Consider the following 14,072-nt stretch of genomic DNA (forward strand, 5'->3'; position numbering starts at 1 on the left):
ATATGTTACCCACACCTCAAATGATCGGTGAGGAAAACCGAAATATCAAAGATTCATAACAGAATAAAACCGCTCGAAGATGGGCACTCGCTCTGATTATGGGAGGTTCACCGGGTATCTGGATTCACAGGCGCTATGTACTGGGTATTTGCGCGTACGTAACAGCTGTAAGATACAGCCCTTTCACCAACAACTCGACGGTTTAAATCAAATACATTTGCAGTTACTTTCAACCAAGGCTGGCCATCCACTAGTTCAATAGCATCCTCTGTGTCAAAGACGGAATCAACAACCGCTCCATAGGCCAAGGTTACAGCAACAACGCCATTGGCGGTACGACAGTTGAGCCCGGCTGCATCCGTCTCAACGACTACCCATTGCCAGTGAGGATAGGTGCCCCGATTACCCTGTACTCTCGCGGAGAGAAAGTCACCGTTAGTATCAAAATTTGGTACATTTGCCATCTGTGCCTGGGCTACGGGCACCATAAAAAGTCCACAGAAAAATGAGGCCAACAATATACGGAGCGTCACGGCTATATTCCCAAAAGTCAGCTCAGCTAGGATAACACTGCGATTAGCTGCTGCATCTACGGAAGGGCTGAGGTGTAAACCCCAACCCACTCCCTTATCGTATTCTCCTCAGCTTCAAAGAAGCCATGGTGTTTGATACTAAACCGTCCACTGGCATTTATGCTGAGCAAGCTATGTCTGATCAGCCATATCAAACAACAGAATCTCAGCGTCGTCTGAGCGTCCTGTTAGCACCAGTACTTCGGATGCTGTCACGGCAGCTCCATCACCAGCACTGAGAAAATGCTCATTCAGGGAAATACCCCCGCGAACTACCTGTATCCATACAGCCCGATTGGCCTGAATTGTGTAATCAATGTGCTCATTGGCACTCAGTCGAGCCGCATAGAGATTGATATCCTGATGAATAGTAACAGAGCCGTCACGACCACTGCGAGAACCGACAAGACGTAATTTCCCTTGCTTCTCTTCAGGGCCAACATAGGTCTGTTCATATCCCGGCTCTATACCCTGTTTTTCAGGCAGCACCCAAATCTGGAGAAAGTGTACCGGATTCTCTTTTGAGGCATTGTACTCGCTGTGGCTGATGCCGGTGCCCGCAGACATCCGCTGCACATCTCCCGGACGGATGATGGAACCATTGCCCATGCTGTCCTGATGCTCCAGAGCACCCTCAATAACATAGGAAATAATCTCCATATCTCGATGACTATGGGTGGGGAACCCCTGTCCTGGAGCAACTTTATCTTCATTGATCACCCGCAGACTGCCAAACCCCATATGGGCCGGATCGTAATAACTGCCAAATGAAAATGTGTGGTGGCTGTCAAGCCAACCAAAATTAGCGTTGCCCCTTGCTGATGCAGAACGAATGGTGATCATGGTTTTACCTCCCGTTAGTTCTATTGGATGGGCATGATTTAATTATGGATTGCAATCTATAAAACGACAATAGGCAATTTAATATACAGACTGTCCTTAAATAGGCAACAATGAAGCTAGAAGCAGGGAGCAAATAAACTCCACTTGAGCCGGACTATTTCCGTGGGAAACGCTTCGCGAACGACTCCGCTCAGTCCTCTACTAATAACGTTGAAGGATATGGATTGTATTAGTTTCTCTGTTTTTAGGGGTTGGCTCAAAAATGAAATGCTCGTAGATCGAGTTTCGACTCCGCTCAACTCTCGAAGCTAGAAGGTTGAGCGAAGTCGAAACCGGGTTGATCGGGTACATTATTTAGCCGCAGATCCCTTAGGTAGTAGTTCAGTCAAAGGACTAAGCAGTGTGGATAAGTTTGCGGCCATGCAGGCCTTTGTACAGGTGGTAGAAGCCAATGGTTTTGCCGCTGCGGCGCGGCTTATGGGCCTGTCTCGTTCAGCGGTCAATAAACTGGTGATTACCTTAGAGACGGAGCTGGGGGTGCGGCTGCTGCAGCGCAGTACCCGGCGGGTGACGCCAACCGCAACAGGCATGGCGTTTTATGAACGCTGTTTGAGTATTTTGACAGATCTGGAGGAAGCAGAATTAGCGGTTTCTCAGGCTCAAGTTGAACCGGTGGGGCCATTACGGATAAATGCTCCGATGACCTTTGGTACCTTGCATTTGGGTCCGGTACTAGCGGAGTTTATGGTTCAATATCCTGGCGTGCAGGTGCAGCTTACCCTAGAGGATCGGTTTGTGGATCCGGTGGCAGAAGGGTTTGACCTCACCGTGCGGATTGCTCAGCCGGAGACGTCACCGCGTTTGGTGGTCCATGAGTTAGCCCAGCTCAGTCGTTTGCTGTGTGCGGCCCCAAGTTATTTACAACACCGTGGTATGCCTCGGTCAGTCGAGGAATTGAGTCACCACAGCTGTTTAGCCTATGGGGAGCTAGCGGGTCGGCATGAGTGGTTGTTGGAGGGGCCTGCCGGGGAGAGCAGAGTTGTGGTTAATGGGGTGATGTGCTCTAACAATGGGGAGGTGCTGAGGGATGCCGCCATCCGGGGGTTGGGAATTGTGTTATTGCCGGAATTTATTGTTCAACAGAGTTTAGAACAGGGCAGTCTACAAGAGATTTTGGTAGATTGTCGGCCCCAGGCATTGTCTCTATGGATAATGTATCCCACTAATCGACATTTGTCGACAAAGGTACAGTTGTTAACAACGTTTTTACAGGAACGTTTTGAGAAGCTTTTTAGCCTGTAGCTGGTTGTGCTGATTCAGATTGGTTAACTCCGAATAACCATGATTTACCAACTCCAAAACAATTTATCTTGATAGATATATCCTTTATATATCAAGCTTTAGATTCATATAAATCTCATAGTCAGGATCAGTGCCTGAGAATATACTGAGAACAACTTGAGAGCTTTCTGTCTTTGGGGACACATTTTATGGTGATGCCGTAGCTTCTGCATCGCTCTTTATCTGCTTTACACACGTAATTTACCAACTCCGTTAGTTGCGATGGAGTCATTTAGTGCTGTCTTCAGAATTCATCTCTTCATTTAAGCCTCAAACAATTAACACTGTTTTTTAAAAGTATGTCTGCAAATACAACTCTTATCCCAGACCCCTCTGGGACTAGCTCCATTGCCTTTGTCGATAGTGATGTTAGCCAGTCCGATACCCTCATTCAGGGGCTACAGGCAGATAAAGTCTTTTTGTTAAATGCTCAAACCAGTGCCATTGAGCAAATCACCCAGACATTGGGTCAGTATCAAAATTTAGAGAGTGTTCACATCTTCTCCCACGGTAGCGAGAATGCCCTGCAGTTTGCCAACGGCTATTTTTCCCAAGCTAACCTAAGTGAGTACGAAGATGAGTTGGCGGCCTGGGGCAAGGCCCTATCGCCCAATGGTGATTTGTTGTTCTATGGGTGCAACCTTGCCGCTGGTGGTGATCAATTTATTCAGCAGATTAGTCAGCTCACCCAGGCAGATGTGGCGGCTTCTGATGATATTACAGGTCACACCAGCTTAGATGGAAACTGGGACCTGGAGAGAAGCATTGGTAGTATTGAAGCGGCCATAGCGGTAGACCCGGCTACTCAAGCGTCTTACCAAGGGCAGCTCAAGGTTATTGAGGGCACTGCGGATGCTGACGGTCTGCTCGAGGGTACTGCAGGAGATGACATCCTGAAGGGTCTGGGCGGCATTGATGCACTCAGAGGTAATGGCGGTGTCGATCTCTTTGTCCTGGGTGATGAAAACGGCGGTGACTATGACCAGGCTGGTTTTAGTGACTATGCCGATATCCTTGACTTTACTATCGGAGAAGATCAGATTCAGCTCAACGGGGTGCTTGGTAACTACACCTTCCAAACAGTGGGTAACAACACCTGGATCTATAAGGGAGACGCCAGCAACGGTGAACTGGTGGCGGATATCTTTAATACCAATGGTGCAGATATCACCGGTAGCATTGAATTTGTAGATGGGGATACGCCGCCACCCCCACCGCCGCCGCCCACGCCTGGCGATACTATCTTGGGCACAGCAGGCAGTGACGGCCTGCTAGAGGGGGCAGCGGGGGATGACACCTTAAAGGGGCTGGGCGGTATTGATTCTCTCAGAGGGAATGCAGGGGCGGATGTCTTTGTTCTGGGTGATGAAACGGGCGGTTTCTATGACAAGGTTCAGTTTAGTGACTATGCTGATATCCTTGATTTTATGCTGGGAGAAGATCTAATTCGGCTCAATGGTGTGGCCGCTGACTATTCCTTCCAGACGGTTGGCAACAATACCTGGATCTACAAAGGCTCTCCCAGTAACGGTGAACTGGTAGCCGATGTCTTTAATACCAATGGGGCAGACATTACCAACGGCATTGAATTTGTAGATGGGGACACGCCACCGCCGGAGGTTTCCACATTTGCCTTAAAAGATAGTAATACCGTCTTTGTGAATGAGGCGGCGGGGGTGGCCACTGTCACCGCTGTGCGCACGGGGGGCAGCCAGGCTCAAGCCACCGTGGAATATACCTTGAATGAACTGGGTGAAAATTCTGCTACAGGAGATGTGGACTTTATTCGGCCTACCTTTGATGGACGACCGAATACTGGACAAATTGTTTTTGCCCCTGGAGCGACTGAGGCTTCGTTCACCATTACCATCATTAATGACACCCTTAGTGAAGGTAATGAGACCTTTGCCATTGGTCTCCAAAACCCTAATGGAGAGAATACCCTAGGGGCACCACGCACAAAGCTGGTGACCATTTTAGATGACGATGTTGCTGCCACAATCTCCCTGAGTCAGGCTACGCTCAATGTGGCAGAATCCAACGGTGTGGCAACAGTGAGCGTCCAACGTAGTGGCAATATCGATACGGCTGCATCTGCTACTTACACTATTAACGATGGTACGGCTACCCTGGGGCAAGATTACGGTGGAACAGCCTCTGGTACCATCAATTTTGCAGTGGGTCAAACCTCCCAGACGGTTGCTATTTCTATCTTAGACGATGTCTTTGTCGAAGCGAATGAGACATTTACCCTTACCCTAGATGGTGCCACTAATGCTAACTTAGGTGCCCAGTTAACAACTACGATATCCATTCTCGATAACGATCTAGAGCTGGGTAACTTAGCCCGGACAACGGCAGTTACTGGATTTGTTCAGCCCACCACCCTAGATTGGACACCGGATGGTCGTTACATGTTAGTTGCCGAGAAGGGCGGCCTGGTTAAGGTGGTTGATAATGGTGTACTGCGCTCAACACCTCTGATTAATATTTCTGATCAGGTTAATGGCACTCGCGATCGCGGTCTTTTAGGACTGGCCATTCACCCTGAATTTCTCAGCAATCCCTATGTGTACCTGCTCTACACCTATGATCCACCGGAGACAGCGGGCAGAACTGGCTTAGGCGGACCTGACGGAAATGGTAACCGTCCATCGCGCATGGTCCGTGTTACTGTTAACCCCAATACTATGGTGGCTGATCCCAACAGTTTAGTGGTAATGGCCGGGACCAACAGCACCTGGGAGTACACCAGCAGTCCCACTGGAAACAGTACAGGTAACAACTCTATTGCCCCCTCCGGTATCGTCAATGGCACAACCATTACTGCACCTGCCAGTGAAATAGAAATCGGGACTCAAGACAATGACCCCAATCGCCCCGGTCTTCAAAATCAAAACATTCGAGACTACTTAGCCACCGATAGTGAATCCCATTCCATTGGGGATTTAGAATTTGGGGCTGATGGCTATCTATACCTGACTAACGGCGATGGGACATCCTACAACTTTGTGGATCCTCGCACCGTGAGGGTTCAAGATGTCAATAACCTATCGGGTAAGCTGCTGCGCATTGATCCGATTACTGGCGAAGGCGTAGCCACCAACCCGTTTTATAACGGTGATGGTGATAGTAACCAGTCCAAAGTCTTTTACTCTGGCCTGCGTAATCCATTCCGGTTTGCGTTTGATCCGATCACTAATCTACCCGTTATCGGGGATGTGGGTTGGAACTCCTTTGAGGAGATCAATACAGGCCCCGCTGGCTCTAACTTTGGCTGGCCCTATATAGAAGGTCCCAACCCGACGGGCGGTTACCGCAATTTAGCCCAAGCGATCGCATTCTATAACAATGGTAATCGTAACAATCCAGGCGATGCGGCCGCCGTACTACCTCTCCTCCCCCGGAGCCATGGGGCTCCCGACAATGCCAATGCCATTACAGTGGGTGACTTTTACAACAGCAATACCCTCATGTTTGGGGATGTTAATAATGGCACCCTCTATGCGGCAACGTTAGATAACAATCGCCAGGTCACCAACGTTCAGGTATTTGATTCCGGTGCCCAGTTTGTGGTGGATATGAAAATGGGACCCGATGGCAAACTGTACGGCGTCAACTTAGTTTCCGGTAGTATTCTGCGGTGGGAACCGGACAATACTCCGCCCACCACCAATACCTATAACGGCAATACTTACGTTGTGACGAATGGGCTTAAGAGTTGGGAACAGGCCCAGGCGGAGGCTGAAAGCCTGGGGGGCAATTTGGTGACCATTAATGATGCGGCTGAAGAGACCTGGCTGAAGCAAACCTTTGGTGGTACTGAACGGTTTTGGATTGGTTTGACTGACCGTCAAATCGAAGGCCAGTATCGCTGGGTGAGTGGCGAGGCGGTGACCTATACCAACTGGGCTCCCGGAGAGCCTAACAACTTTGGGGGTGACCAGGACTTTGGTGTGATGAACTTTGGGGCTACTCGCCAATGGGATGATGACTCTACCAGTACGACGGGGAATGTCTTTAGGGGCATCATCGAAATCTAGATGACTCAGTGCGATCGCATCTACCCTTTGGCGAGGCGTTCGCAAACAAATTCTTCCATTTCTTCGTAGAGAAACTGCAGTTTTAGACCCGACTCGATGTCAGCCGCGCGACCGCTGAGTTCCATCAGTTCACCCACGCGGTTGGCAATGATTTCGCTAGAGTCATACAGAGTATCCGGCGCAACACCGCCCCGACGTCCGGCTTCTAGAAAGGTGGCCTCTAGATCTTCGCGAAGATAGGCCGGATCGATAATGCCGTTGGGGAAGCTCACAGCCATATAGGCGCGACACTCTAACTCCATGCGGTCAACGCTGTCCCCCAGCATCACCGAGTAGCCATCCTGATTCACGGTGGTGGCCACTTCAGGGGTATCTTCAGCAGGAATCACCTGGGCCAGTGCCGGACTAACAGAGGGGCCAACACAAACGGCCAAGGTGCCAAGGAGGGAAAACAAAAACGGTTTCATGGTCAATGGGGGTTTAGGGGAGCATGCTGGGATTAGGACCTAACCAGATACTATATATCTTTACACCGATTGGAACTAAGGGTTTTGCCCGGTTTTTAGATTGGTTTTTAGATTGCCTTAATGTATCGCGTTATTCATGCAATTCACTCCGCCCCAAAGTCCAGACACTCCGATTCATCCAATTTTTGATCGCCCCTGGTACCGACGGTTTGAAACCTGGTTAGGAAACTCATCGCCTTTGGGCAATGCACCGATTTTTCCACCAGATATATTTCCCTGGGCGGCCAGTTTGGAAAAAAACTGGACTGTGATTCGCCAGGAACTAGATCAGGTGCTGAGCGATGTGCAGACTTTGCCTAGCTTTCAGGACGTGATGCCCCGCCAAAATCGGATCAGCCCCGATAACAAGTGGAAAACCTATTACTTCTGTGCGTTTGGCTTTGTGGCGACTAAAAACTGCGAGCAGTGTCCACAAACGTGGGCACTGCTAAAGGATATTCCAGGCTTAAAGGTGGCGTTCTTTTCTATCCTGGCACCGGGTAAACACATTCCTGAACACCGGGGCAAGCACAAGGGATTGATTCGCTATCATCTGGGGCTGCGGGTACCCGAGCCCAAAGAAGCCTGTCGCATTCGGGTGGATAACGTCATTACCCACTGGGAAGAGGGTAAGAGCCTGATTTTTGATGATACCTACTATCATGAGGTCTGGAACGACACCGAGGGTTACCGCGTGGTGTTGTTTTTGGATATTGAACGGCCTTTTAGCTTTCCGCTGTCCTGGGTCAATGGGGCGGTGTCCCAGCTGCTGACCCGATCACCTCAGGTAAAGCAGGCTCAGGCCAACCTACGGTAGGGTGCGTTCGCAACGCACCTCACCCCCCCTTACCACCAGCGTACCGCCAGCATTGAAGCTGCAGGAATATCATCTTCTGCAGGCCACTCGACAGGCTTGTAGGTACCAAAGAGATGGTCCCACCAGTCTACGCCCAGGCCAAAGTTATGGTTCCACATACCGTATTTGTGGTGGACATAGTGGACAGGCATTTTCATCCAGAAACACTTGCGGGGGTTTTCGTGCTGGAGCTGGTGCGCATAGGCGGAAAAAGCCGCATAAACGATGGCTCCGCTGGCCCAGCCTAGACCAACAATCAAGGAAAAGATAAAGGGAATGGCCATTGCGATCGCACTGCCCAACACATAGTCTCGAAACTCCCACAACACCCCCTGACCTTCGTTGCGACGATGGTGATCGCGGTGGCGCTGACCCACTTTGGCAGAAACATGCATCAGCCGATGTAGCCAGTATTCGACAAAACTGGCAAATACAAACGCGGCGACAAAGCTAATGGCAAATACGACAGACTGGGGCATAGGTAACTCCACGGAGGAAAATGCGCGGGCAAACATAGGTCAGAGCCAAATAAGACTACCGCTTCATCCTATTATTGTGAAAAAATTACAGATTGTGAAGTAACTTATGGTTCAGCCAGTTTTATCTGTGTTTGCAATGGCGGCCCAGTGGCAGCAGCGGAGATTTACCCGGCAGCTCCCCCAAGGCAGCGCTATCCAGGCCAGATTTCTCCAAACGCTGCTCAAGGAGCATCAAGACACAGCGCTTGGACAGGCACTCAATCTAGACCAGGTCAGCACCCTTGAGGACTTTCGACAGCAGGTCCCCCAATGGCGCTACGACGACTATGCCCCGTACTTTGAACGAGCCGCCGCTGGAGAGGCAAACGTCGTATCACCCCTGCCGGTTCAGGTTTTTAACATGAGTAGTGGCTCTACCGGTAGCCGTAAACTCGTGCCCATTACTAAAAAAGTAGAGCAAACCCGCGCCTATGCTAACCAAGTCGCCATGGGGTATGCCTTTGCACAAGCTCAGGACATGGGGCATGCTGTCGGTCAGCTGCTACTCACCACACTGATTACGCCCCTAGGCCAAACCGATCCAGGCAACATCACCTATGGCCACGTCAGCGGTAATCAGCTCAGAAGCACCCCATCATTTGTGTTTCAGCAGCTGTTTATCCAGCCCTATGACGCTCTGCTAGTCAGCGATACAGCCGCTCGAAACTATGTTTGTTTACTGTTTGGTCTCCGGCAAGAGCGCTTAGCTTATCTGGCGGCTAATTTTCCATTGATTATGCTGCAGCTGTGTGCCTATCTGGAGCGATTTGGCCCCAGCCTGGTGGACGATATTGGTCGAGGTAAGATTTCCCAGAACATCGCCCTAGACCCGGCTCTACGGCAAAAACTACAGTCTGGGCTATCGCCCCAAATGCAAAGGGCCAAACAGCTACAGACGCTGTTGGAGAACCACGGTCGCTTATTACCTCGCCACGTCTGGCCCCACCTGGTCTTTTTGATTACTGCCCGAGGAGGACCGTCGGATTTTTACTTTGAGCGTTTTAGCGAATACTTTGGCAACACCCCTATTTTTGGCGGCACCTATTCGTCTTCAGAAGCGGTATTTGGCAGCTACTACCAGCTCGATAATGACGGGGCGATTTTGGCACTAAAAACCAACTTCTTTGAGTTTATTGCCCCCGACCAGTGGGAGAAAGACAACCCAAAAACGTTGTTGCCACACCAGTTAGACGTGGGTGAATATTATCGAGTGCTCGTCACCAACTACTCAGGCTTTTGTCGGTATGACATTGGCGATGTGGTCCAGGTGATTGAGATGCGCCACGGGGTGCCTGTCATTGTTTTTCGCTATCGCCAGGGGGGAACACTCTCGGCAATTTCAGAAAAGACAACCGAGTACCATGTGGTGCAAGTAATGGCTGCACTCCAGGAACAGCCAACGCTTAAAGGTTTTATGATTGAAGACTTTTGTGTCACCCTCTCAGAGTCTCTGGTGGACCCCTTTTATGTCCTCAACATTGAGCTAGCTGGTGAGACAATGCTGCCGCATCCGGAACAGTTTTTAGCGGCATTTGATCACCAGATGCAAGCGGCGAATGAGTCCTACGCCCTCAAGCGCAAGAAAAACGATATCATCGCACCGCAGCTCAACATTTTGGCCCCAGGCAGCTTTAAACAACTGCGTCAGCGCCGCCTAAAGCCAGGGGTCTCTGATGATGCCCAGGTGAAACTGTCTCACATTAGCTGCGATCGCACCCTCCTAGACGGTCTTACCATCACCCGCCAGGTCCGCCGATAGATGTCCGTTAAAACGGCATTCTAAAACGGCACATACTGGATCGAAAAATGGATACCGCTGTCCTGTAACCCGCTGTCATCCGTATCTAGGTCCACCAGGGGAATCCCCCAATCCACCCGAGCAGTTAGGTTATCACTCTGCTGCCAGAGGAGGCCAAATCCGGTTCCTACCAAGGTATCAGTGCCAGGATTATTGCCGTTATGGTTCCAGACCGTGCCCATGTCGATAAAGGGGGTAATCTGCAATAGGCCATCCCATTCAGGCACCCGAGCAATGGGCCAGCGCAGCTCTGCCGACAGCAGGGCACCACTGTCGCGCCTGAGGGCATCCTGGCGATAGCCACGGATGCTTTGCCCCCCACCCAAACTAAACTCTTCTTGGGAGAGCAGGTCGTCAGCCGCGATTTGCAGATCTCCCCGCAGGAAAAACAGCCGACCGGGTTTGCCTAACTGCTTGACCCACTGCCCCTGGCCCCGCCAGGAAAAAAATCGGCTGTCGGGAGCATCGTCATTGATGGTGGCATCCAGCAGATCTAAGCCTAGGTTGAATTGCGATCGCAACGCCAGTACATGACGCTGACTGCGCTGGGTCCACTCCTGCGAAAACCGCAGCGCACTGATGCGAGTCCGGCCATTTTCATCGGCACCGGGAGATAGGGGAAATGGACCAATATCATCTAGCCCTAAACGGGTTTGACTGGACTGATGGGACAGCGTCAGTCCCAGGGCTGCTGCCTGGGTGGGCGTTTCCACCAGCGGACGCCGATAACCCAGCTCATAATAAGCACTATCGGATGAAATATCGAGCACCGAAAAGGCAGAATTGATCACCCGACTATCAGAGTAGCCAGCGGCCACCCGCAGCATGTCATTATTGGGGCTAACCGGTAGCGTATAGCTAAAATCTACGCCATCGCTGCCCTCGGTATGCTTGTAGTTGAGCGTAATCCGATCGCCAATCCCAAATAGGTTCCCTTCCTCAACGCCAAGGGTGACCTGGGTACCGCCGATATTAGGGGAGCGGCTATTCGCTAGTCCCGTATTCACAGCAAACGAGTCCGCCTCTACCACCTCTATTACCAGTAAACTCGTCCCTGGTCTGACTCCAGCCTGTAAATCAGCAGACACCGTATCAATCAGCGGATCTAGCTGTAAGCGCTGCAAACCTGCCAAAAGTTCATCGACATTGAGCGGCGGCTGAGCCACCAGACCCACACGGCTGCGAATATAAGCCGTGTCTAAACGACGGGTGCCATTGACAATAATGTCCTCCAGCTCTCCTTCGATCACCTGAATAATGATGGTGTCATCCACAACGGTTTGGGGCGGAATCAGCGCTCCCGATGTCAGATAGCCCGCATCTACATACCGTTGGGTAATCTCCGAACGCAGCTGCAAGAGATCATTAAAGCTGATCTGACGATTGCGGTACGGTTCAACCAAATCGGTCCAATCTGTCGACTCAAATACCGTGCTACCTACAATTTGGATATCAGCCACGTAAAATGTAGCATCACCTTCGCCGAGGTCATTCTCTGGTGCAGGTGACTCATCAGGAGAAAGCAGCTCCTCAGGTGGGGGGAGAGGGGGTAGTAGATCCTCAGGGAGTGCAGGCTCAGGAGGGGTATCAGGAGAAATCGGCGACGCCTGGGCCATCAGAACGGCTGTCGCTCTTTGGCTAAGGGCCGGATAGAGCAGCAAAAAAACGCACTGCCCTAAACCAAACAAAACCTTAGCTAATAAATTTTTGTCTATCATGCCATAGTCCGATCAAAATGCCATATGGCCAAGATGCACGCTCTTCAACATATGATCTTTTGCGTGTACGGTCTACTAAGTTAACAGAGACGTCATAAAACTAGTAAATTCAGTCACGCAGTGCCCTTAATCGGTAGAACTAGGGTAAAACAGGTTCCTTGGCCTGGGGTAGACGTAACCTCAATGGAGCCCCCATGTTTCTCCACCACAATCTGTCGAACAATGGCTAAACCGAGGCCTGTGCCGCGACCCACATCTTTAGTTGTAAATAAGTGATCAAAAATTCGTGGTTTGATCTCATCATCAATACCCGCACCATTGTCCTCAATCGTAATTAAAATCTTACTTTCGTCATCGGCTAAACCAGTTTTGACAGTAATCACATTGAGACGGGATACATCCGTTTCAGGCGTTAGGGTTTGACCCATATCATCCAGGGTATCAATGGCATTCGCCAACAAATTCATAAAGACCTGGTTGAGCTGCCCTGCAAAACATTCAATCTCAGGAATAGGTTGATAATGTTTCTGCACATGGATCTCTGCTCGATGGGTATTGGCCTTAAGACGATGCTTTAAAATTAGTAGGGTGCTATTAAGACCGTCGTGGACATTAAAGAGAACCTTATGTTCTTTGTCCGCCCGAGAAAAGTTTCTTAAGCTAATACTAATATTATGGATACGCTCCATACCAGAAGACCAAGAGCCCAAAATCTTTTCTATGTCTTGGCGTAAAAAGATGAGCTCAATCGATTTAATCTCATCTTTAATGACCTGCCCCGGCTCAGGAAATGTTTGCTGATACAGATCAATCAGTTTCAACAGATCATGAATATAGTCTCGGATGGGCTCTAAATTTCCCTGTAAAAAACTGATGGGGTTGTTGAGTTCATGGGCTACACCCGCCACCAGATTCCCCAAGGCTGACATTTTTTCACTCTGGACTAGCTGTAGCTGCGCCCGTTGCAACTGCGCTAGAGAGTCTGTCAGCTCAACTGTACGCTCTTGTACCCGATGCTCAAGTTCCTGGGTCAGCTGCTGTAGTCGAGATTCTGCTTTAGTTTTGTTAGCAATCTCCTGGGTCAGTACTATATTTTTTGCTTCTAACTGTTGTGTTAGTAGACTGAGCCGTAAGTGGAGTTTTACACGAGCCAGCACCTCTTTTTGCTGGAAAGGTTTGGTAATGTAGTCTACTGCTCCGATTTCTAACCCCTGGACTTTATGGTCAGAATCTGTCAGAGCCGTCATAAACATGACCGGTATTGTCTGGGTTTCCAGTTGAGCTTTTAATCGGCGGCAGGTCTCAAACCCATCAATCCCTGGCATCATGATATCCAGCAAAATTAAATTGGGCTGAGCATACCGGGCCTGCTCAATGGCGGATGCTCCATCGGTGGCCACCAGCGTAGTCCAATCATTGCTCCGCAGTGCATCAGATAGTACCTTCAGATTGGTGGGATTATCATCCACAAGCAAGATGCGTACTGGGGCATCTGAGGAGACATTCATGGGCGTTTTTTAAGGGATATATGAGCAAGGAGCAGATGCTGTATCTGTTTAATTTGGAAATTAGCCGCCAATGTGTATAGTTTATCGACTAACCCTTGGGCTGAGGCATCTGTCACAGCAATCTCCTTGAGCGTCTGTTCAATACCCTGAATATCCCCCATCATAGCCAGGTGGTAAAGGTTATCTAAGATAGGCAGAGAAATCATCGCTGGTAAGCTAGGCTCACTGCCTATAGTCGGGGGGTTAGTGTCACTAATTTTTCGCCATAGCTTGGTATCGTCTCAAATAGTTCAAAGTAGGGATTTACAGCCATACTGGATGCCTACCTATGACGATCCAAGACCGGGAAGCCCAAATCCTACGAGTCAA

At 50.0% G+C, this 14,072-nt stretch carries 11 protein-coding genes; 4 read left to right on the forward strand and 7 right to left on the reverse strand.

The features are described 5' to 3' along the window. Window positions 1-107: 107 nt before the first annotated feature. Together IQ260_RS16550 and IQ260_RS16555 are read right to left on the reverse strand one after the other, a co-directional pair. Complete coding sequence (locus tag IQ260_RS16550) at window positions 108-533, reverse strand: hypothetical protein (protein WP_193994215.1); 426 nt, start codon at window positions 531-533, stop codon at window positions 108-110. A gap of 171 nt (window positions 534-704) precedes the next feature. Then, entirely contained in the window at window positions 705-1,415 is a 711-nt protein-coding gene (locus IQ260_RS16555; protein WP_193994216.1) for a pirin family protein, read from the reverse strand. 402 nt (window positions 1,416-1,817) lie between these two features. Between IQ260_RS16555 and IQ260_RS16560 the strand changes: the two genes are divergently transcribed. Both IQ260_RS16560 and IQ260_RS16565 read left to right on the forward strand, forming a co-directional pair. Beyond that, the gene (locus IQ260_RS16560) at window positions 1,818-2,717 is read left to right on the forward strand and encodes a LysR family transcriptional regulator (protein WP_193994217.1); all 900 of its coding nucleotides are present in this window, start codon (window positions 1,818-1,820) and stop codon (window positions 2,715-2,717) included. Window positions 2,718-3,055: 338 nt separating this feature from the next. Beyond that, window positions 3,056-6,799 carry a DUF4347 domain-containing protein gene (locus tag IQ260_RS16565; protein WP_193994218.1) on the forward strand — a complete coding sequence of 1,248 codons (3,744 nt, stop codon included), beginning with the start codon at window positions 3,056-3,058 and terminating at the stop codon, window positions 6,797-6,799. A gap of 20 nt (window positions 6,800-6,819) precedes the next feature. On the opposite strand, the gene IQ260_RS16570 is transcribed toward IQ260_RS16565, so the two are convergent. Further along, window positions 6,820-7,266 carry a hypothetical protein gene (locus IQ260_RS16570; protein WP_193994219.1) on the reverse strand — a complete coding sequence of 149 codons (447 nt, stop codon included), beginning with the start codon at window positions 7,264-7,266 and terminating at the stop codon, window positions 6,820-6,822. Window positions 7,267-7,402: 136 nt separating this feature from the next. On the opposite strand from IQ260_RS16570, the gene IQ260_RS16575 reads away from it, so the two are divergent. Continuing rightward, window positions 7,403-8,122: an aspartyl/asparaginyl beta-hydroxylase domain-containing protein gene (locus tag IQ260_RS16575; RefSeq protein WP_193994220.1), complete on the forward strand. Its 720-nt coding sequence runs from the start codon at window positions 7,403-7,405 to the stop codon at window positions 8,120-8,122. A gap of 29 nt (window positions 8,123-8,151) precedes the next feature. Here IQ260_RS16575 and IQ260_RS16580 read toward each other — a convergent pair whose 3' ends face one another. After that, entirely contained in the window at window positions 8,152-8,676 is a 525-nt protein-coding gene (locus tag IQ260_RS16580; protein WP_228016184.1) for a sterol desaturase family protein, read from the reverse strand. Window positions 8,677-8,746: 70 nt separating this feature from the next. Here IQ260_RS16580 and IQ260_RS16585 point away from each other — a divergent pair, with 70 nt between their 5' ends. Then, window positions 8,747-10,438, forward strand: coding sequence for a GH3 auxin-responsive promoter family protein (locus IQ260_RS16585; protein ID WP_193994222.1), 1,692 nt, complete (start codon window positions 8,747-8,749; stop codon window positions 10,436-10,438). A gap of 20 nt (window positions 10,439-10,458) precedes the next feature. Here the strand turns inward: IQ260_RS16585 and IQ260_RS16590 are convergent, their stop codons facing one another. From IQ260_RS16590 to IQ260_RS16600, 3 genes are all read right to left on the reverse strand, one after another. Beyond that, window positions 10,459-12,195: a ShlB/FhaC/HecB family hemolysin secretion/activation protein gene (locus IQ260_RS16590; RefSeq protein ID WP_193994223.1), complete on the reverse strand. Its 1,737-nt coding sequence runs from the start codon at window positions 12,193-12,195 to the stop codon at window positions 10,459-10,461. A gap of 113 nt (window positions 12,196-12,308) precedes the next feature. After that, entirely contained in the window at window positions 12,309-13,703 is a 1,395-nt protein-coding gene (locus IQ260_RS16595; RefSeq protein WP_193994224.1) for a hybrid sensor histidine kinase/response regulator, read from the reverse strand. Next, window positions 13,700-13,909 carry a hypothetical protein gene (locus IQ260_RS16600; protein WP_193994225.1) on the reverse strand — a complete coding sequence of 70 codons (210 nt, stop codon included), beginning with the start codon at window positions 13,907-13,909 and terminating at the stop codon, window positions 13,700-13,702. Before IQ260_RS16600 ends, IQ260_RS16595 begins: the two co-directional genes overlap by 4 nt. Between the last annotated feature and the right edge of the window lie 163 nt (window positions 13,910-14,072).

Source organism: Leptolyngbya cf. ectocarpi LEGE 11479, from assembly GCF_015207065.1.
Lineage (GTDB): Bacteria > Cyanobacteriota > Cyanobacteriia > Phormidesmidales > Phormidesmidaceae > Leptothoe > Leptothoe ectocarpi.